This is a genomic window from Phocaeicola sp. RTP21198st1_B8_RTP21198_201120 (assembly GCF_040929485.1).
GTDB lineage: Bacteria > Bacteroidota > Bacteroidia > Bacteroidales > Bacteroidaceae > Phocaeicola > Phocaeicola dorei.
In genome coordinates, this window is record NZ_JBCOCI010000009.1 from 57,627 (window position 1) to 79,431 (window position 21,805).

The 21,805-nt window shown below is 38.7% G+C and carries 20 protein-coding genes and 1 pseudogene; 18 read left to right on the top strand and 3 right to left on the bottom strand.

Features of this window, described 5'->3' with window-relative positions; all coding sequences use genetic code 11:
- The 13 genes and pseudogenes from AB5935_RS06645 to AB5935_RS06705 form a co-directional block, all read left to right on the top strand.
- Positions 1-206: pseudogene (locus AB5935_RS06645) on the top strand (hypothetical protein); the annotation flags it as partial.
- A 564-nt stretch (positions 207-770) separates the two neighbouring features.
- Entirely contained in the window at positions 771-2,303 is a 1,533-nt protein-coding gene (locus AB5935_RS06650) for a lipopolysaccharide biosynthesis protein (RefSeq protein ID WP_005868853.1), read from the top strand.
- Positions 2,300-3,634 (top strand): glycosyltransferase, encoded by a 1,335-nt coding sequence (locus AB5935_RS06655; RefSeq protein WP_005868855.1) that lies wholly within the window; start codon positions 2,300-2,302, stop codon positions 3,632-3,634. The genes AB5935_RS06650 and AB5935_RS06655 overlap by 4 nt, the downstream gene beginning before the upstream one ends.
- Before the next feature lie 2 nt (positions 3,635-3,636).
- Entirely contained in the window at positions 3,637-4,812 is a 1,176-nt protein-coding gene (locus tag AB5935_RS06660; RefSeq protein ID WP_005868857.1) for a glycosyltransferase family 4 protein, read from the top strand.
- 234 nt (positions 4,813-5,046) lie between these two features.
- Positions 5,047-5,949: a glycosyltransferase family 2 protein gene (locus AB5935_RS06665; protein ID WP_005868858.1), complete on the top strand. Its 903-nt coding sequence runs from the start codon at positions 5,047-5,049 to the stop codon at positions 5,947-5,949.
- The gene (locus AB5935_RS06670) at positions 5,936-7,036 is read left to right on the top strand and encodes a glycosyltransferase family 4 protein (RefSeq protein WP_005868860.1); all 1,101 of its coding nucleotides are present in this window, start codon (positions 5,936-5,938) and stop codon (positions 7,034-7,036) included. The genes AB5935_RS06665 and AB5935_RS06670 overlap by 14 nt, the downstream gene beginning before the upstream one ends.
- The gene (locus AB5935_RS06675; protein ID WP_005868861.1) at positions 7,033-8,121 is read left to right on the top strand and encodes an EpsG family protein; all 1,089 of its coding nucleotides are present in this window, start codon (positions 7,033-7,035) and stop codon (positions 8,119-8,121) included. Before AB5935_RS06670 ends, AB5935_RS06675 begins: the two co-directional genes overlap by 4 nt.
- A gap of 27 nt (positions 8,122-8,148) precedes the next feature.
- Entirely contained in the window at positions 8,149-9,063 is a 915-nt protein-coding gene (locus tag AB5935_RS06680; RefSeq protein WP_005868862.1) for a glycosyltransferase family 2 protein, read from the top strand.
- Positions 9,044-9,622, top strand: coding sequence for an acyltransferase (locus AB5935_RS06685; RefSeq protein ID WP_005868863.1), 579 nt, complete (start codon positions 9,044-9,046; stop codon positions 9,620-9,622). The genes AB5935_RS06680 and AB5935_RS06685 overlap by 20 nt, the downstream gene beginning before the upstream one ends.
- Positions 9,619-10,755, top strand: a complete 1,137-nt coding sequence (locus AB5935_RS06690; RefSeq protein WP_005868864.1) for a glycosyltransferase family 4 protein — start codon at positions 9,619-9,621, stop codon at positions 10,753-10,755. Before AB5935_RS06685 ends, AB5935_RS06690 begins: the two co-directional genes overlap by 4 nt.
- A gap of 5 nt (positions 10,756-10,760) precedes the next feature.
- A complete protein-coding gene (locus AB5935_RS06695) occupies positions 10,761-12,101 on the top strand; it encodes a sugar phosphate nucleotidyltransferase (protein ID WP_005868865.1) in 1,341 nt (446 codons plus the stop codon).
- Positions 12,102-12,456: 355 nt separating this feature from the next.
- Complete coding sequence (locus AB5935_RS06700; protein ID WP_005868866.1) at positions 12,457-13,104, top strand: hypothetical protein; 648 nt, start codon at positions 12,457-12,459, stop codon at positions 13,102-13,104.
- A 611-nt stretch (positions 13,105-13,715) separates the two neighbouring features.
- The gene (locus AB5935_RS06705) at positions 13,716-13,871 is read left to right on the top strand and encodes a hypothetical protein (RefSeq protein ID WP_005868867.1); all 156 of its coding nucleotides are present in this window, start codon (positions 13,716-13,718) and stop codon (positions 13,869-13,871) included.
- Positions 13,872-13,915: 44 nt separating this feature from the next.
- Here AB5935_RS06705 and AB5935_RS06710 read toward each other — a convergent pair whose 3' ends face one another.
- The 3 genes from AB5935_RS06710 to AB5935_RS06720 are packed head-to-tail and all read right to left on the bottom strand — an operon-like array spanning position 13,916 to position 16,662.
- On the bottom strand, positions 13,916-14,899 hold the full coding sequence (locus AB5935_RS06710) for a hypothetical protein (protein WP_005868869.1): 984 nt from the start codon (positions 14,897-14,899) through the stop codon (positions 13,916-13,918).
- A 27-nt stretch (positions 14,900-14,926) separates the two neighbouring features.
- Positions 14,927-16,327: a relaxase/mobilization nuclease domain-containing protein gene (locus tag AB5935_RS06715; protein WP_005868870.1), complete on the bottom strand. Its 1,401-nt coding sequence runs from the start codon at positions 16,325-16,327 to the stop codon at positions 14,927-14,929.
- On the bottom strand, positions 16,324-16,662 hold the full coding sequence (locus AB5935_RS06720; protein ID WP_008770294.1) for a plasmid mobilization protein: 339 nt from the start codon (positions 16,660-16,662) through the stop codon (positions 16,324-16,326). Before AB5935_RS06720 ends, AB5935_RS06715 begins: the two co-directional genes overlap by 4 nt.
- 403 nt (positions 16,663-17,065) lie before the next feature.
- Here AB5935_RS06720 and AB5935_RS06725 point away from each other — a divergent pair, with 403 nt between their 5' ends.
- The 5 genes from AB5935_RS06725 to AB5935_RS06745 all read left to right on the top strand — a co-directional run bounded on the left by AB5935_RS06725 (position 17,066) and on the right by AB5935_RS06745 (position 21,800).
- Entirely contained in the window at positions 17,066-17,764 is a 699-nt protein-coding gene (locus tag AB5935_RS06725) for a ParA family protein (protein ID WP_005868872.1), read from the top strand.
- Positions 17,765-17,768: 4 nt separating this feature from the next.
- On the top strand, positions 17,769-18,251 hold the full coding sequence (locus AB5935_RS06730) for a DUF3408 domain-containing protein (protein ID WP_005868873.1): 483 nt from the start codon (positions 17,769-17,771) through the stop codon (positions 18,249-18,251).
- Between the two features lie 692 nt (positions 18,252-18,943).
- Positions 18,944-20,074 carry a hypothetical protein gene (locus AB5935_RS06735; protein WP_005868874.1) on the top strand — a complete coding sequence of 377 codons (1,131 nt, stop codon included), beginning with the start codon at positions 18,944-18,946 and terminating at the stop codon, positions 20,072-20,074.
- A gap of 244 nt (positions 20,075-20,318) precedes the next feature.
- Positions 20,319-20,912, top strand: a complete 594-nt coding sequence (locus tag AB5935_RS06740) for a Crp/Fnr family transcriptional regulator (RefSeq protein ID WP_005868875.1) — start codon at positions 20,319-20,321, stop codon at positions 20,910-20,912.
- 309 nt (positions 20,913-21,221) lie between these two features.
- On the top strand, positions 21,222-21,800 hold the full coding sequence (locus AB5935_RS06745) for a conjugal transfer protein TraO (protein WP_005868877.1): 579 nt from the start codon (positions 21,222-21,224) through the stop codon (positions 21,798-21,800).
- Positions 21,801-21,805: the final 5 nt, after the last annotated feature.

The following is a 21,805-nucleotide window of genomic DNA, read 5'->3' on the forward strand; positions in this document are numbered from 1 at the left end:
TCGCATATTTGTTCGTTTTGAAACTTAACGAAACTCATAATTGGGCAAAAGCGATCTCGCTCCCTGTAACGAGTATGTTTGATGGTTTTCTCGGTGATGAAAACTCTTTTATTTTATTTCATGTAATTTGGTTTTTAATTTGTTTGTTCGAGGTTTCATTCGTTTATTTATTGATACATAAAATCACCCCTACAATAAAGCATTAACAATCAGCGCATTATGTATATTATTATATGGAGTAGGATATTGGTTAAATGCTAATAACATTGATTTGCCATATTTTATTGACACAACAATGTCTACCTTGATTTATTACCATCTTGGTTTTTGCTTCATGCGGAACAAATGGTACGGCATGAAGGTTTCACCGATATACTCATTATTCTTGCTTATTATCGCCATTGTTTTCATCGTTCTATTTCCCTCTTACGTTGACTTAAAATCAAACAATTTTCCATTGCATCTATTGTTGCTTTCAATGGTTTTTATTATGAATTTTTATTGGTTTATCAATTCATATTTTAATTCGAGAAAGCTGAAACTTATTCCATTGGATAAAATATTGATTTGGTGTGGAATTAACAGTTTGGCATTATTGGGGCTACATATATTATTTGTAGATACATTCTGGATCGTGCGCAATAAGTTACATCTTGTAAACTACAGTTGGACCATATTGGAATTTGCACTCATTGTTGCAATATGCTATTTTGCGACAACCTTAATAAAAAGATACATTCCGTCTGTATTAGGAAGATCATAAGCTTGCTATGAATAAGACATCGTCCGTAAATAATAAAAAAATATTCAAGAATACAGTGGCACTTTATGCACGTATGTTGCTGTCCATGATTGTATCACTATATACATCACGGATCGTGTTAAATGCACTTGGTGTAGATGATTATGGCATTTATGGACTTGTCGGCGGTATTGTTGTCCTATTTAGCTTTTTGAATGTAACGATGAGTGGAGCGACTTCACGCTTTCTTACAGTCGAACTTGCCAAAAATGACCCTCGACAACTCCAACAAACATTCAATACAGCCTTTATATTACATATAGGAATTGCAATTATAGTCTTGTTTTTGGCTGAAACGGTCGGACTTTGGCTGTTATTCGAAAAATTGAACATTCCAGATGAGAGAATGAGTGCAGCTGTTTGGGTGTATCAATTTTCAATAATTTCCTCAATGGTCAGCATCACTCAAGTTCCATACAATGCGACTCTTATTTCGCACGAAAAAATGGACGTGTATGCTATTGTGGAAATTGTTGGATCACTGTTGAAGTTGCTGATCGCTACACTTCTACTTATTACAGTATGTGATAAGCTCATTTTATATGGAGGACTTATGCTCTTATCTTCATTCTTGATTGCAATGACATATCGCATTTATTGCATTAGGCATTATGACGAATGCCGGATTAATTGGGAATGGAATAAGGTTATCGGCCGTTCTCTGTTTAGCTTTTCAGGATGGAATCTTTATTCCAATATTTGCTTTACTACTCGTCAACAGGGAACAAATATGTTGCTTAATATATTTGGCAGTACAGCTGTTAATGCCGCAGCCGGATTGGCAACAACTGTGCAACTGATGATTGAACAAGTATCAACCAATTTGGTAATGGCTTCGAGGCCGCAAATTATAAAGCAATACGCATTGACCGATTTCAATGCCATGATACAATTACTAAAGCAAACTACTTGTTTGGCAAATGTGTTATATCTGTTGGTTGCTATTCCTTTTATCTCTGAAATACATTATGTAATGAATTTATGGCTCGTGGAAGTTCCTCCATATACAATTGAATTCTGTATTTTATTGATAGTCTCAAGCTTCATATCATTGAATAATAATATTATATATATTGGAATACAAGCTGTCGGACGTTTGAAATTTTATTCATTTATGGCGGGGACAGTATCATTATCAGTCATTCCGATACTTTGGTTATTGTTTAGTAAAGGTATCGGCTTGACTTGGGCTTTTGGATTGCCTATAGTGAGCACATTATTGATTTATATCGTTTGCTCATATACACTCCATCATTATGTTGAAGATTTCAAACCGATACGTTTTTTCTTCACAACGATGGTAGTGAATCTTTTCATAAGTATTCCTTCTTTTACCGCAATCCTACTCATACAACATATCTTGGTTGAGTCCTTTACAAGAGTGATTATCGTGGCTCTTAGTTCTTCAATAATATTGGTTGTTCTGTCCTATTATGTGCTATTAGACAAAGAAAATAAGAAAAAAGTAAAAGCATTGATTTTAAACAAATTAAAACGATGAATAAAAACATACTTATAATTACTCCTTTTTTTCCGCCACAGACTCATGCTGCGGTATTTAGGGCATTTAAACTTGTAAAATATCTTAAACGTACAGGTTGGAATCCGATAGTACTGACGGTTAATCGTAATTATCTATATTTAGAAGATCCTGATTTGTTGGACGAAGTCCAAGACGTGCCTATTTATCAAGCCAATTATATAGAACCGACATTGCGCGGCCTTAGAATGTTGCTTGGAGGAGAAGATACTTCACTCAAAGCCATTACAGCCAAAGCAAAAACTATTGGTGCACAGTCAAAAAGCACGGATACAGTCACCTCTAACAAGCAATCTTTATTCGGTAAGTTTTATAAATATATACTAGACCGATGGATTCAAGTTCCCGACCGCTTTAGATTCTGGGAAAGAAGTGCCGTGAGGATGGGACGAAAAATAATTAAAGAACATGATATATCTATCATATATACCACTTGCCTGCCTTTTACCTCAAATAGAATCGGTATGCGACTTAAACATCTAACCGGAGTAAAATGGGTTGCTGATTTCAGGGATCCTACCACATACGCTAAGCGAATGTATTCTGATTATTTTCCTGTTTTTGCCAAGCAAAAGAAAATTGAACAAGATACTTTTAAATACGCTGATGCTATTACTGGTCTGTCGGGAGCATACCTGAATATATTTAATGATTTATATGAGGGACGATACTCAAATAAATCATATTTTATTCCAACTGGAGTAGATGATGATTATTTGCCTTCTTTTCAAAATAGAGAAAAAGAGAATTATATAATATTCGTGGGTGAATACCTCCATGAATATAAAGATAATTTCTTGAAAATATTTGCCGAAGCTGTCAATTCTAAGGAATTAAAAGGCAAGGGTTGCACCCTTAAAATTGTGGGTAATAAGAATATCAATCAAAAACAAACGGAAGAATTTGTCAATGATTTGGGAATCTGTAACAACGTGGAATATATCAATCATGTACCGCAGCGTAAATTGTATGAATTGATAGTTAATGCAAAAGCAGCAGTACTTATTCCCGGACACACGGCTTTATGGTGGACTAATTTCGCAAAAATGGTCGATTATATCGCATTACAAGTGCCTGTATTAGCAATGGTGCCCATGACTAGCGAAGCACGAACCGAATTGATAAAAGCAGGCATAGGTATTTTTATAGATACTCCTCAGCAAGGTGTTACTGTCATCAAACAAGTATTTAGCGAAAAATTTCCAATGACGGCAAACAAAGAATATTGCCGCCGTTACTTGGCATCGCAACAAACAAAATCTTTCATTGATATTTTCCAAAAAATACAATAGAGATGCATATAGCGTTTTTAACTACAGAATATCCGATATTGGGTATGAAATGTGGCGGAATCGGAATTTTTATCAAACATTTGTCTCATCTTATCGTTAAGAGTGAGACTGGTGTGAAGGTATCAGTTGTGTATTGGGGCAATAAGTTTACAGAAACTGTGTGGGACGATGGTATATCTGTGATACCTATAAACCAGCCTCATAAGTCTCCATTTTCTTCTTTTATCAATAGAAGGTATCTAAATAAAAAGTTAAATCTATTAGTGGCAAAGATTGGCATCGACCTCGTTGAATCTATCGACTGGGAGGGACCTTTGGCTTTTTGTAGTTTATCTGTACCAGTAGTTACAAGATTACATGGTTCAAATGTGTATTTCGATCATTTGTCTGGAAACAAAACTCCATGGAACGTACGGCTTATGGAATATAATGCTTTGCGTAATTCTGATGCCTATATAGGAGTTAGCCGACAGGCTCTCGACCTGACGGATAAATTATTCAGTCTGTCTTCGAATAAGAGAAAATGTGTAATATATAATCCTGTGGATATAAACATGCCCCCTCTTTCATCTAGTGACATGAACAAAAATACAATAACGATACTTTATTGGGGGACAATTGTTGAGAAAAAGGGGGTACTTGATTTGCCTCTTATTTTCAACAGGATATGCGAGCAAAACGACAATGTCAAACTCATTCTCATCGGACAGGATGCAGTAGTGAATGGTTCTTCGACATGGGAAAAATGCAAATCTCTCTTTTCAAAGCAATCGATCGGTTGTGTATCGTATTTAGGTCGCTTACCTTATGACAAGACTATGTCATACGCTAACAGTGCCGATATTTGCATATTTCCAAGCCATGCAGAAACTTTCGGTTTGGTCTTACTGGAGGCAATGTTACTGCGGAAGGCAATTGTTTGTTCCGATATCGATTGTTTTCAAGAGATTATAGGAGACAGTAACTGTGTTTGCAAATGCAGGGTGAAACGTATCGATGAATTTGCAGAGGCTTTGCAACGGCTAATCTCGAATCCCATTTATAGGTGTGAACAAGCCGACAGGGCTTATCTAAATGCAACTGCTAGATTCAACACCAACGAGATAGTGGCACAAAACATCGAATTTTACAATCGAGTTATAAGAGATAGCTCCAAACATCATGTAGAAGAATCCTAACTCAACTGCTTTATTAGAAAATTTAAACGGACTTTTTATTTATAAAATCACATATTCATACGAAGGGGAGTTAAGGCTTTTTTTGTATTGCCATCTTGAAGAAAGTCAAACATTTCAGTACAACTACGTAAAATATAGAAATGCTTCATTATAGTGAAATTTCTGATAGAGTATAATTCCTAAACGAAGTGATTAATTTCTTAACTCTTGATTCATATTATTCATAAACGCCTTATGCAAAAAGGGATAAGCATTATTTTGCCCACACTTAATCGGGCTGATTATCTGGCAAGTACAGTTGATTGCTTAATAGAGCAAGATTTTGGGGAGCCGTATGAAATAATTATTGTAGACCAATCGGCAGCCATTGACAGTACTATGTATAGTCGTGCAAAAGATAGTGATACATTGATTAAGTACTATCATGTGACTGAATTTAGAGGGCTACCTGAAGCTCGTAATTTCGGTGTGCAACACACACAATACGCCTACATCCTATTTCTAGATGATGATATCGAGTGTGACTGCAACCTGCTCAAAGAGCATTACAAGTTCTTGTCACAACCTGATATCGCAGTAGTGGCAGGGGGAATTACAGAAAAATATAAGAATAATCCCAAATCGAAAAATGTAGGCAAGTTCCATTTCTATACGGCAACTCCAGAACGGGGATTCCACATTAATCATAAAGAATATGTAGATCATGGCGGAGGTGGAAATTATAGCATAAAAAAAGACATATTTTTAGAAGTTGGTGGTGTTGATGAATATTTGAATTATGGAGCTGCTCTATATGAAGAAACCGAAATATGTTTACGAGTAAAGGAACTTGGATACAAAGTTTTTTTTAATTATGATGCTCATGTATGGCACTTGGCTGCTGATACAGGCGGTTGCAGGGTTCTGGATATCAATCGCTATATTGCTTCATTAGTACATAACCGGGCTTTATTGATTAGCCGTCATCTCAAATGGTATCATAGGCCGACTGCTTACATCTATTTGTTGCGTCTTGTTGCATCATACGCTTTTACTTACCGCAATCCCGGACTGTTTAGACTTTTTGCAAAAACTTATAAAGAAGGTTATAAAAAAGGAAAACTAACTCCTAAATATACTCATTATGCAAACATCTAACAAACACATTTTTATTGTAACCTATGATTATCCACCAAGTAATGGTGGTATTGCAAGGCTTTGTTTTGAACTGAAAAAATATTTAGAGAAAAAAGGACTGAATGTTACAGTCATTTGTCCCCAAAGTACTTCTACCGATGCAGAGGAGGATAATAATGTGGTGAGATTGCATGGAAGAAGAGGAATATTGGAGTTGCGTACATTGAAGTATTTACGCAAAAAAACTGTTCCCGGTGATATTGTAATTACCGGGAATTATCATCCAGAGGGAATGCTGTCTCTATTGTCAAACAGAGAAACCTATATATTGGCACATGGAGCCGAATATCTTGCCGGAAAGAGTTTTTTCCGACGCTGTATTTGGCCTACTTATCGACGTTTTATACTAAGAAACGCCTCTTGCGTGATTGCTAACAGTCATTATACAGAGACATTAGTAAAACATTGTTCTCCAAATGCTAAAACAATCGCTATTCCGTTAGCGGTTGATGCAATTCATTTTCGCCCTACTTGTGAAAAATATAAGGATGGCTTGCTACACCTCTGTTCTATTTCTCGATTGGAAAAATTTAAAGGACATGATTTTATTATCCGGACGATAGCTTCTTTACCGGCAAAGTATAAGCAACAAGTGCGATTGCATCTCGGAGGTAAAGGAAAATATAAGAGTGCACTTGAGCGGATGGTTACCGATTTAGGATTGTCAGATATTGTATCATTTGAAGGTTTCATTGATGATAATAAACTTTGCGATTTCTATTCAGCCTCGCATATATTCATTCTCTGTACACGTGAAGAAGCGGATAATAGGAATGTAGAAGGATACGGGCTTGTTTTTGCCGAAGCGCAAGCTTGTGGAACCGCCGTTATAGGTACTCGTACAGGTGGCATTCCCGATGCTGTCGAGGAGAATAATGGCGGTTGGTTGATACATCAGGACGCCCACGAAGAATTGGAGAATTTACTCATTAAGTTAATCGACGATAAATCTCTTGCTATAAATGAAGGTCGTAATGCACGTCGGCGCATAGAAGCTAAAATTACGTGGGAACATTATGTGGACCAAATTTGTGATGTCATTTTATGAGTATTAGTCTATATATAGCCTTATATTACAACTTGTTGCTGCTATTAGTTGTTTACATCGCTATTCAACCGGTCAGGGCAGAAACAGTAAGACAGCCTTATATCAACAACCAGATATTTAGCCTTGCTTTACTCTTGATTGTATATGTTCATGTAACTTTCCGACCGACCGATTATCACTACTTTGGAGATACTTCAGCTTATGCCATGGCTTTCCAAAAGAAAGCCTTCTATGGTACGGTTGCTATAAGAGATAGAGATATTGGTTTTGAGTATCTTACCTATTGGCTTTCACAACTCGTCAATTTAAAAGGGTATTGGTTTGTTCTTTGCTCATTATATATATTGCCTGTTTTCTTTGCTTTAAAGAAACGATTCAAACAACAATATGCTGTAGCACTAGTGTTGTTCGTTTGTTCTTTGAGTTTTTGGGGATACGGAGTAAATGGACTGCGTAACGGAATAGCTACATCGTTAGTTATCTTCTCTTTTCTTGTTCCAAACAACGATATTAAACGAATTCCTGTTTGGATTATAGCATGTCTTTTCCATCAATCCGTCATGTTGCCAATTGGCTGTTTCTTGCTGACCCGACTTTCAAATAATCCCAAACACTACTTATACTTATGGGGAACGTTTTTCCTGCTTATGCTTGTTGCACGTGATTCTTTCTCCACTTTGTTGACAAACATTCCTTGGTTTGAACAGGATAAAAGGATGTCTGAATATTTGAATATGTCTTATAAAGGCATGGAGCAAATGTTCTCTAATATTGGATTTCGCTGGGACTTCATTATTTATAGTTTGATACCCATTATCGCAGGAGTGAAATATATCTATACATATTGCTACGAAGACAAATTGTTTATCCGTTTATTTAATACTTATATAGCAAGTAATGCGTTCTGGCTATTGACCATTCATGTACCGTATAATAACAGATTTGCTTATCTATCTTGGTTTCTTTATCCTATAGTATTGATATATCCCTTGCTAAAAGATAACTTAATAAATAACCAGGGAGAACGAATAAAATGGATTATTCTATGTTATTATATGTTCACTTATGTAATGTGGATAAAATAAAATACAAAACAATAGAAAAAGATTTTTATGAAAGATTTAGTTACTGTATTTACACCGGTATATAATAGGAAGAATTTAATTGGAAATCTATATCAGAGTTTGTTGTCTCAAACCTATAAAAATTTTGAATGGATTATTGTTGACGATGGGAGCACTGATGATATTGATGAAATTATAAAATCTTATCAAAATGAAGATCGTATATTAATTCGTTTCATCAAACAAGAGAATGGTGGAAAACATAGAGCAATCAACAATGGCGTATTACATGCAAAAGGAGAATTATTTTATATTGTAGATAGTGATGACTATTTAACAAAAGACTCTATAGAACGAATAGTTTTTCATTATCAATATATAAAGAATAATGATAAATTTGCTGGAGTTTGTGGTATGAAATGCTTTCCAGATGGTTCTCGTATAGGGAAAGAGGTTACATGGAAAATTTTAAAAGATTCTTGGATTAACTATTGGATTATAAAAAATATAAAAGGGGATGTTGCGTTTGTTTTTAAAACATCAGTCCTGAGAAATTATTTATTTGACGATATACCCGGAGAAAAATTTTGTGCAGAAAGTTTGGTTCTAAACCGTATTGGAAAAAATTACCTTATGTTATTTTTTAATGAAAAAATATACATCGCAGAGTATTTATCAGACGGTTTATCTGTTTCATCAATCAAAAACAGAATGAATTCACCTAATTATGCCATGAGAATTTATTCAGAAATGGCATCACTAGATATTCCATATTTAAAAAAAATAAAAGCTCATATAAATTACTGGCGTTTTGCTCCTTGCTCTAAATTGAAAATGAAAAATAAAATAAAACAAATAGGAATTTCTAGTTATATTATTTTTATGCCTATTGGCTATTTGTTTCATATGAAAGATAAAAAAAACAATTATATAGATATTAGACATGTCGGATCTAAGCGGTAGAACTTTATTTAAACGGATTAAACCATTAATTAAGGTATTCGTTATAGTAGATTCATATCTTCCTAGGAAACTTAATAATTTTTTATTTGTAAGTTTAAGAGGTATTGGAGGAAAAGTTGGTATTGTGATTAGATACATATTGGTGAAAAATCTAGCAAAAAAATGCGGTGATAATGTTGTAATTAAAGAAAATGTATATATATCTAACATAGAGAAACTAGAACTGGGAGATAATATCAGTATTCATCCGATGTGTTATTTTGAATGTAGCGGAGGATTGATGATCGGAAATAATGTGTCTATTGCCCATTCAAGTTCAATACTAACAAGTACTCACACTTATTCTGATTTTAATTTACCTATTAAATATAATGAAATCCTAAAAAAAACGGTAGTTATCCATGATGATGTATGGATTGGTTGTGGAGTGAGGATTTTATGTGGAGTTCACATTGATACAAGATGTATAATAGGCGCAAATAGTTTGGTTAATAAAAGTGTTGACTCATTCTCTATTTATGGGGGAGTTCCTGCAAAAAAAATAAAATCTTTTCAATGAAAAAAAAGAAATTATTCAAAATAACAAATTCAGCTTATTTTCAAGTCCGGCAACTTCAAGGTCAATTGAATTATTTTTCCGCATATTTCGATGTCATTGCCGTTGCCCCTAAAGGAGAAGGTTGGGAGGAATTACAGAAGCAACAGGCACGTTGTATTCCGGTAAAAATGTCAAGAGCCATAAATCCGATTTTCGATTTAATAACTCTTTTCCAATTGGTAAAACTTTTTATCAAAGAGAAGCCGACTATTGTTCACTCGCACACCCCCAAAGCTGGTCTTTTGGGTATGTTAGCAGCATGGATAGCACGTGTGCCGATCCGTATGCACACGGTAACAGGCTTCCCATTGACGACGGCTACGGGCATAAAAAAACAAATTCTTCGTTTTACGGAACGGTTAACTTACGCTTGTGCCACAAATGTATATCCCAATTCACAAAAGATGTGTGATATTATTTGTTCAATGGGGATCGGCAATCCTAAAAAAATGCTTGTTATCGGTAATGGTGGTTCAAATGGAATTGATACGGCATTCTATTCGCGAAATGCTACACAAGATATTAAGATTTCAACTTTCGATTTCACGTTTGGTTTTGTAGGTCGTATATTTTATGAGAAAGGAATCAATGAATTAGTAGCTTCTTTTATTCGATTACAGAAAGATTATCCTAACATAGGATTACGTTTAATCGGCTTTATGGAAGAAAACCTTTATCCGGTTGATGATTGGGTAAAACAAGAGATTAGCACAAATTCTCACATTGAGTTTGTCGGCTTTCAACAAGATGTTCGTCCCTATCTAATGGGGTGTGAGGCTTTTGTTTTTCCCTCCTATCGTGAAGGTTTCCCTAATGTTGTCATGCAAGCTGGGGCCTTGGAATTACCACAAATCGTTACAGATATCAATGGTTGTAATGAAATAATTGTTCAAAACAAAAATGGAATAATTGTTCCACCACAAGACGAACACGCATTGTATAAAGCCATGAAATATTTTTTGGATAATCCTAATGAGGTAAAAAGAATGGCAAAGAATGCAAGGGCAATGATTACATCACGTTACGAACGCAATAAATTTTGGAAATTGATGCTTGAAGAATACTATCGGCAAATTAAAAATCGAATTAAATAACATCTATGCAAATCATACTGTTATCCGGCGGTTCTGGTAAACGCCTATGGCCGCTTTCCAATAATACACGGTCAAAACAATTTATCAAACTGTTGACTGCGCCCGATGGCTCGAAAGAGTCGATGGTGCAGCGGGTGGTACGGCAATTACGAGAAACCGGCATCTGTGATTCGATTACTGTGGCAACAAGCCAGTCACAACGGGATATCATCATCAACCAGCTTGGAGAAGAGATTCCTGTAGTTACGGAACCGGAGCGTCGCGATACATTCCCGGCTATCGCTCTCGCAAGCTCGTATTTGGCCTACAAACGAAAATGTTCCACCGATGAGATTATAATCGTCATGCCTTGCGACCCTTATACCGAAACAGGTTATTTTGAAACGATTCGCAGGATAGCGGATGCAGTGAAAAACAATGTAGCCGAACTAGTATTGATGGGAATTAACCCCACATATCCGTCAGCAAAATACGGATATGTAGTGCCAGTCAATGATGTACAGAACAAAGGAATATTTCAAGTATCACGCTTTACGGAAAAGCCAGATATGATAACTGCCGAGAAACTTATTTCAGAGGGTGCTTTCTGGAACGGAGGCGTATTCGCTTTTCGGTTGGGGTATATGACAGATATTGTAACCCGACACATCAAAACCGACACTTTTTCAGAAATTCGTTCTCGCTATGGGGAATTTCCGAAAATCAGTTTTGACTACGAAGTCGCTGAAAAAGCGCAGTCGGTAGCCGTCGTACCTTTTGCCGGAGAGTGGAAAGACCTTGGTACATGGAATACGTTGACTGATGAACTATCGGAACACACCATGGGCAATGTTGTCATGGATGAAGAATCCGAAAATACCCACGTCATCAACGAACTTGGACTGCCAATCATGTGCATTGGCACACGGAATCTAGTTATCGCAGCATCAAATGATGGAATCCTAATTTCGGACAAAGATAAAAGCGAGAACATCAAAACTTACGCTGACTGCCTACAACATCGGCCAATGTTCGAAGAACGTCGCTGGGGTGAATACAAAGTTGTCGATACCGCCGAGTTTTCCGACGGTTACAAATCACTTACCAAGCAACTGAAAATCAAATCCGGTAAGAGTATCAGCTATCAGGTACACCGCCATCGCGATGAAGTCTGGACGTTTATCGACGGCGAGGGAGAACTGGTACTCGATGATATCAGGTCGGTTATCAGCAGAGGCGATACGATTACAATCAAGAAAGGTGTTAAACATGCAGTCAGGGCTATCTCTGAATTGACGTTCATCGAGGTGCAGTCCGGAAATCTACTTGCAGAAGAAGACATTGAACAATTTGACTATAAATGGTAAAATCCTTCGTTAAAACCTCTGACAAAAGAATGAAGTTGGTTTACAAGAAAGTTATCGAACCTCAATTAGGCAACCTGATATCCATATTGAAAAAGAAATGATAATCTATAGCATTGATTATTATCAACAAGATCAAGATTGTACTCAATGTGGAAAACATTCGGAATGTATTTGCCGGTAAAATGATAAAATATCACTATCCATATGTAAGTAAGTATATATACCGGACACAGGATCTTGCGAAAGTAGCTTCGTTTTCAGATTCTAAACCGCAGAAACAGCATTACGCAAAAATTAATGGGTTGGAAAAACTTATTATAAATACTGGTAATGAACCTTTTCATTGATTTTTCTAATGAAAAAGACCATCCTTCAATACATGACCGATATCTATCAGGAAGATATTCCCAAACATATCCTTCAAGAAAACAAGATACGCCTGAATTCTTTTTTCCTGGAACAGGAATCCGTACAGAAGAAAGGGACTCAGTTTATATTCAGATATGCATTCTACTCCGTTGAGAAACCCCGAAAGATCACGAAGCAGCATCTATTGAAAGAATATGCAGGGGTGCCTTTGGAAAAAAGGAGCGTACAACCGGAACAAATACCCGATATGAAGCAATATAGTGATATAATACTGTATGGAGATGCCAGCTCTCCTGAAGCACAGCAACAGCTGGCGGAATACCTCCAACAACATAATTCATTAAAAGTCCAGTTGTCTTTTTTTGACAAGAGAAATGATTCCACTAGCAAGGATGAACAAGCCATCGCATATGCGGAACTACAGAAGGCGCTATTTTTTTGCCAAAGAAAAAAGATACCTCTCCTGTTCGTTTCCTTAAAAGGGATGATAGACGACATCCGTTTTCTCAATCTGCTGGAGGAGAGCCATGTCGATTTCAGATGTATCGATTTTCCATGGTTCTGCAAGGAGAATCTGCCTCTGATAAAGGCAGTTGTGCTATATGAAAAGTTGGAAATAAGAATAAATGTATAAGATATCAAGCTTACAGATTGGACTTCAATGTTGCAGCATTGAGGTTTATGAGAAACAATTCTAAATATATTTCTGTTTGGCGAAATCTTATTCTAAAAGGAACTCTAAATAAAAGAATCCACCTTCAGATATCTTTCTTCACTTATCCTCAAAGTATATAATCCAAACATAAATATCAGACCTATTTTCCCTATAACTGAGTAATAAAAAGATTATTCCCCAACACCGTAAACAAAGAAATAACAGAAGCACTTTAAAATGGTGTATCTAACTCACTTTTTTAAGGATAATATCCCTGTTACAGTTATCTGTAGCAGGTGATCCTTTCAAATTGGGCATTAGATGCACCCTTTTCCTTATTCCAACAAATGCGCCTCTTGTAACCTCACCAATTCCCAATACATCTTCAAAAACATCTCCAGATACACCTTCAGACTCGGGAAATAGACGAAAGACTTCCAGCAAAAGAAAGGCACATGAATGGCCGTTCATTCGGAACCTCCATTTCTGGATAGCGTTTCTTTGTCCATCCAAAATAATCTCTATCGGGACAGAACAATAAACAAAAGCATAAATATCAGGCAAAATTGTCCCGATAAAAGAATTATAACATGACTATTGAAGATGAAATCCTCCAATACCTGCACTATCATCCTCTATCAAACAGGGTTGAGATAACGCTTGGGATAACCAATCCTCCCAGTGGCAGGATTGTAAAAAGACTACTGGCCGATGCCGTAACCAAAGGAATGATAGAAGTACTCTAACAATAGTAGTGCCACTATTTTATAAGCAGCACTGCAATTGTTCCTTACCCCAGCAAATGCACCTCCTGTAACCTCACCAACCCCAAATACATCTTCAAGAACACCTCCTGATACACCTTCAGATCCGGGAAATAGACGAAAGACTTCCGGGCAAAAGAGAGGCACGTGAATGGCCGTTCATTCGGAACCTCCATTTCCGGATAGCGTTTCTTCGCCTGGTCAACCGCCATCTTGTTCAGTGAAGCCACGAAGTTAGCCTGGCGTATCGGATTCCATTTCGGGGTTTCAAGAATCACCATCCCATCTTTCCGCTCAGGAATAACCAAATATTCATCCTGCACGTTACGGACGTAATAGCACACAAAAGACAAGGCCTCATAGACATTATCCCCTACATGAATACCGATAACCCGTTCTTCAACCGGTGTACCGGCAAAGCATTCCGCAATCTGTTTCATGGCATACCCATGCAACAAGGCAGCATCAGAAGCCAACAGATAAGCCGGTGCGGTACGCTCTCCTCCCTTATCGATGGCAGCAAAGACAGAAGGACTCCAACAGAGATGGATGAGCTTTCCTTTTTCTTTCTCACGAAGGGAAGCGACACATAAACGGTTATCAAAGACCAAACGGGCTTCTTTCGTTTCCGGATGGAACTGGAACACGTTCCGTACCCTGTCCGGCTTATGGATATCCATCATCAGATAGCCCTGCCAACCGGACACGTGCTTTGTCTTCAAGACGGTTTCGCTTTCCTCCACATCGAAAAGATAAGACAAGAGCTTTTCTCGCTTACAACATACGAAGAGAGAAAGCTCGTCCTGTTCTTTCATCTGCTGCATATCCAAGGAAAGAACAAAAGCCAATTGCCAAGGAGTAAGCTCGGAAAAGCCATGTAATTCAATACAAGACAACGCATCCTTCTCCGGTGAGTAAACGACATATCCCCGGCCACCTATCTCATATCTCAACATGAAATCCCCCTGTTCAGTGGGATGATAATTCTGTAAAACGGTCTGATAATTCATAAAGCAAATATATTAAGTTAGTATTCATCATAATGAGAAATCGGGACCACTCTTGCGTTTCCGTTTCTTTTTGGACGGTATGAGATCATCCTCTTGCGACTTCTTCCCGCTGCCGGTAATGTCAAGTTCCGGAATGGCCATAACTCCCCCACCCTGCATATAGAAAGCCTCACGATCCACCCGCTCACGGAACTCCCCTACCCTATCGATATGTGGCGAGAGACCGACAGCCACACCATCGAAATGCTTCTGGATATTCTGATAAGTGAGCTTACGGGAAAGATCCGCACCTTTAAAGACATGAGCATTTTCCACGTTTTCCATATAAAAGGAAATCCCGTATGCGCCTTTGCTGTTTACATGTTCCGTCACACGGATCGATTCTTCCGCCAACCTTTTCTTAAAATCCTCATAGCCTAAAGAAGCGTTCAATGCCTTAAACACATGGTCATAGAGATAATGCTTCTGTTCATCGGCGCTCATGCCCCGGCCATCAAAACGAATATTACCAAAACGATATTTCTGAGGAAGTGAAACGTCCTTCAGGTAAAAGCCTGAATCCTTGATGCCATAGACATAATAGGATTTGTCCTTCTTGGTGACCAGACGCATATACAATCCTTCTTGTTCCAGGTTCCTTCGGAAATCGGATGTACTTTCGGAAAAAGAGTAGATGCGGTCAAGCTGTTGTAACAGTTCATCCTTGAACAAGGGGTTGAAAAAACCTCCTTTTTCCAGCAATGCGAAAAGGTTGTCATAGCTTTCATCCCCCAATAGGACACGCCATTCTTCATTGGCCAATTTTATTTCTTGCAAGGGTTTATTCAAAGACCGGTATGTATCGGATTGTTCCAGGACAGCCGATACCTTATCCTTGTAATTATAACTACGCATGGCTTTCTTCAAGGCCGCATCGAAATAATAGTTACGGTATTGCGCCTCTCCCAACGTGGTTCTCTTGCCTCCTTCCCTTTCCAAAGGCAACAGACCGTACTTCTGCTCCAGTTCCCTTGAGATCTTTTCGGAACGGCTGTAATTATTTCCGGAAGGAATGCTTTTGCCTTCTTCATCAATTGTGGTCAGCAGCACATGCACATGGCTGTGTGCCTTGTCGGTATTTAGGACAACGGCATAACAGGACTTTCCGTACCCCATCCTCTCGATATATTCCCCGGCAAGAGAAAGCCACTGTTCATCGGAAAGGCTTTCTCCCGGATAGAGGCTCAGAATAAATTCCGCATAAGGTAGTTTCACCCGGTCATTCAACTGGGAGATAAGTTTCATGTAGGCTGGCATGGCGGCCAGTTCGTCACCAGTGGAGGTGTAAAGCACTTTTCCGTTTCCTTCCTTGACCTTGGAAAGCTGGTATTCAATTTTCCGGCTCATGGACAGGTGGGATGAGAAAGAAGGTTGTATCTCGGCTATCATAACAATTTCCGGTTAATGGTTTCTACATCCGAAAGGTATTGGTTAATCCGATCCAATGAATACAATATATTTTCATCGGACGGAAGCGTATTGATATGTTTGGCAAGCTGGTTGATATTGGCTCCTATTTTACGAAGTTCATATATCATTTGCACATCGGTTTTCGATATGCTTCTGCCTTTCAAGGCAGACTCTCTGATAAAGGAAGAAAGGGATTTTCCCTCTTCCTTTGAACGTTGAAGAAGCTGTTCTTTCTCGGCTTCCGTCAAGCGGATCTTTATACTTATATCTCGATTCTCTTTCATATATACAGAGTATGTGAGTGTAACGAACATTGGTCGGCAGCTCGGCTGTCGCAAGGTTTTTTGTACCCACAAAAACATACCTTGCATTAGCAAAGATATACAATAATACTCAGCTGTGAAACAAAACCAGACAAAAGTCTTGATTTCTTAATCCAGATTAACCGCTCACTTTGTTACAAAGTAACTACGCACATTGTAACAGGCGAACGGAAAGCCATTAGTTACAAAATACATAATTACTAATTATATTATTACAAAGTATGAACATACATACTTAATTATAAGATTAAGTATGTACATATTTATATTTATATTTATATATGTAATTACTTATACAATTAAGTAAAAAAGTGTATAATAAATTAATTATAAAAGTATGCAATTATTTAATTTATTATTTATATATTTGCGCACATACTTAAAAACGTACATTATGGGACAAATATTACCAGGAGTAGTCGTAGCTTTTGAGAATCCCAAGGGCGGGGTAGGGAAGTCTACGCTGACAGCTTTGTTTGCAGGTTATATTCATTCGCAGTCAAACGAAGAGGGGGGCTTATCCATTGCCGTGGTGGATATCGACGACATGCAGAACACTATCGGAAAATTACGTGAGGACGAAGCCGAGGACGGAATCATGAAAAAGGAAGAAGAATATGAGGTTATCAATATCTCTTCCTCAGAGTTCATCAACCAACTGGATTTCCTTCAGGACAATTACGACATTATACTTGTCGATTTTCCGGGTAACCTGAAACAAAACGGTGTAGTTGAAACGCTGCACTTCGTTGACGTGATCATCATTCCCTTCGAACCGAACCAGACCGATTTAAGACCTACATTGACCTTTTACTATAACATCTATGAAGGGATTATCGAAAGCCGTCGAAAGATTGGTAAAAAGACTACCGTGCGTGGTGTTATGAACCGTGTTCTTCCGAATGTGCTGGAGTTCAAAGAAATTTTGAAAAATAAAAAAACCTTGCCTTTCGAGTTGATGCAAAACTACATCAAGGATTCAAGGGTTGACTATCAACGCAATTTAAGTACGCTGAGTAAAGCGTACCATCATCCCTGTGATGCTTTCTGTGAAGAGGTATTGGAATTAATCTGTAACCATATAGGAGAATAAAGCTATGGCAACCAACAAAGAAAGGACATCATCAGCCGCCATGAGAAAACTCTTGCTGCAAAGCGCCAGTAAGAAAGAGCAGGAAATCCAGCAGATCGGAAGTGTTGCGGAAAGCACTATCCCCCAACCTGCGATTGAGCACCCCATCCATGAAGAGGTGAAAGAATCGGCTCCAGTCAAAGAAACCGTCCAAGAACCTCAGCCGGAACAAATGGAAAAGCCGGAATCCAAACCTTCCGTGCAGTCTTCTCCAAAAACAGAAGAAAGCAAAGTCTGCGGAAAAAAATTCTCGGAATATCTGGAAGAGCGAAAATTAAAGAACACCGAAGTAATCCGGATATCCAGCGAAACCCACAGAAAGCTGAAGCAGATTGCTATGGCCACTGGATTAGGAATGCACAACATCGCAAACAACATTCTTGAAGACATATTGACCAGCCATAACAAGGAGATTCAAGCGATACTGAAGAAGTATATGAGCATCTGATTCTACTTTCGGAAAAATATATACGCCTGTTCGACTGCATCCGTCGGGCAGGCGTTATTTTTGCACACCGTTTTAGTGAAGGCCGGCATTGAACCGGGACACTTTTACACAACTGCGGAAAAATCCCTTTGCCTATTATCCTGGACAATATGTTAAAGAATTCAAACCTCTACTTGTTTCCACCTCAAAATTTTTTCCGAAAGTAAGAATACGGTAACAAAATCATTTCTTCGTTTTATTTAGGTTTTTAGGGATTTAAGTATTTGTGGGACACTTTTACACAACTAATAAGGGAGGTTTTCCGTATAATCAACTATATTATTGCAAGTTAGCACTTACTGGCATCTTCTCGTAACCGGGACACTTCTGCACAACTAACCGACTATTCGGGACACTTCTGCACAACTGAACAGGAAAGTCGGGATACTTTTACACAACTAGAATCTGCATTCGGGACACTTTTACACAACTAAATCAGGAATCCGGGACACTTCTGCACAACTAAACCGGCCATTCGGGACACTTTTACACAACTGGGGGATCGGAAACAGCCGTAGTCGGGACACTTTTACACAACTAAATCAAGAAACAGCACGAAAAAAATGCTTTGGAATCTTCATTTATAGGGAGTTAGATTCACTATCTCCGTAAAAAAACGTATCTTTGCATCAGTAAACAACAAGTGTCCGCCTATGAAGGAAAGTAATACACAAAAAGAGTTGAGCAGAGTCCCCAGGACTCTCAGCGAGTCTTCCAACACGAAAGTATTGGAAGTTCTATTTGATGCAGGCGGCACTGTCATGTCTGACATTATCATTTACGTGGCATCTTCACAAATGAAAGATCTGTTCGGCGACTGCTGGTTCTCCATCAACGATTTTTGTGAGGTCATGGGGTATGAACGAACCAAGTTGCAACGAAAACTGACCGAGAAGCAGCTTGATTTCCTGTTCAGCAACCAACGTCCGGTATATATCACCGAACAGAACGGCCAAAAGATAGAGCATCCGATAGAGAACACCTTTGAAGCGGCGTTATACCGTTTAGGGACATCCAACCTCAGTGTAGCATACGCCATGAACGGCAAGACGCAATATAAGTTCATTCAAATACTGGACCGCTTTGAGATAAAGGATAACTTCGGCACGAAAAAGCGCACCAAGCGGAATTACAACGTGCATCTGAGCAAAGATCTGATGAATACTTTGCTTACCGAATACAATCTGCTGGAACTGAAAGACTACCGTAACCTGCCCAACCGCAAAGGCTACCGCAAGTTTTATCTGAACCTGGCGAAAATGATTTACCTGATCAAGTATAAGATTGACCAAGGACAAGCACCTTATTTCACCGTTACGGTTGACCAACTTGCCAAGGAATTTGATGTAACGGTAAAGGACAACCATGACCGGAAGAAGAAGGTGACCAGCATCTTAAACGGTATCAACAAAAAGCTGGAGAGAACCAAATTCCAATACCAGTACATCAAAGGAAAAGGGGAGAAGTGGCCCTACACCGTACAGTTTTTCTTTGACCAGGAAACATTGGAATATTTCGACGAAAAGATAAAGGCGATACTGACCTCGCAATATCACGATGCGCTTAAATCATGCTTCTTGTTAAACAAGAAAGGCATTCCCGTGAGCAGACATTATCAATATAAGGATTTCTTTAAATTGGGAACCGGCGAATATTATCATGAATTTACCGCATGGCTTTATTCTGAAGAGGACAAGGAGATTAAGGAGAACATCTACCGGGATATCTATATAAAGGTAGTAGGCATTCGTCCAGAAGACCTTGCCGTCAACTTAAATCCCTAAAAGTTGGAACAAAAACCATAAAATAGTATCTTTGCAGCGGATTGTCAGAAAATTGGCAGCCCGCTTTTTACATACGTCCGTCTGTCTAACAAAAGAGTGGCATCTATCGTTAAGGAATTAACAACAACAGGCGCATGCCTGTACCAGTATGAAACTGGTACGGGGCGTGCCTTTGTTGTTGGAACGCCACGTCCATGTTAGAGGGTACGTTTCCGTACCCTTATATAAACATAAAACAAATTCAATGGTTCAAACAATTGCCACCCTGATAGATGAGACGCTCATGGTAATGGGCGCCCATCTTCACGTGCGGATGACAGACGAAGAAAAGGCGTATCTTGATGCTCATTTCGAGCTTATCCATATCAAAAAGGGAGAACACCTCGTCACCAGGGGCGAGGAAGTATGCTACCTCTATTATCTGGAATCCGGCATCGTCCGGTTATGGTTTCCGGACAAAGAGAATAGAGAGATTTCAGCACGGTTTATCCAAGCCAAAGAGTTCATCAATTTTTTCCTTTCACATGAAGAACACCATGCCCACTACAATATCAAGGCATTGGAGCCATGCAAGATCTGGAGATTGCCCAAAAAAGATCTTCATCAGCTATATGAGTTATCCATCAATTTCAACAAGCTGGCCAGAATACATTTGGTAAGATCCATCAACCGCAAAATAATAAGGGAAGAGGAGTTTTACACACTGGATGCCGAAGCGCGTTACAAAGCGCTTTTGGCCAATGAAAAATGGCTGTTACGTTCAATACCCTTAAAAGACATAGCAAGTTATATCGGCATCACGCCACAAGCATTGAGCAACATCCGAAAGCGCATATAAACCAAACCCTATAAGCCGGGCAGGACAGTTTTACACAACTAATCCTATCCGGCTTTTTTCTGTAGAATTATTCCACACCTGCCGGTTTACGGCACATGTATTTTTTAATGCACATTAAATAAACACGAAAGGCCCTTTAAAAGCCCTTCATAAAATTTGTCCTCCCGTATATAATCTATATGTTTGGAGCGAAAACAACGCGATAAGCACCTTGATTCGGTTCTGCCGACAGGAATCCGCGTAAATTGGAAACACCGTATGAGACAAATAGAAAAATATATAACATTAATAACCTAAAGAGTAATTCCCATGGAACACATCAGACTGACTGCTATCAGCCTTAGCCTGCTGTTATGCACCGTAAGCGCTTTTGCGCAACGCCATTATGAGAACATCCCGGCACTTGAATTGAACTACGGCACTAACCTGTTCGGCAATGCAGGCAACTATTACAACCTGTCCTTTTCCAGATACATCAACCGGACAAGCTATTGGAAAGCCGGGTTTAGCTATTTTGAGAAACCTTACGAATATACAGCCAACCTACCGCAAGTCTCTACCTTGAACCCGGAAGAAACGATTCCCGAAACGATACATGACAAGGGTAAGGACTTTTTTGTGGACGGCGGTTATTACAGAACCCTGGCCTGCAACCTGAAATCCGTTTACTGGGGCATCGGCCTGGGAGGATTCATCGGTACAGAATACGTCCGCCACCCCGATAAGGAATACAACTTCATCATCGGCCCGAAACTGGAAACGGAACTGGAAGTATTCATCCTGCCCCGAACGGCATTGCTTGCCCGCATACAACAACATTGGAATCCCCTATCCATTGACAAGTGGAACACTGTCTGGAACGTAGGAATAAAGATACTGCTCTACTAACCGAC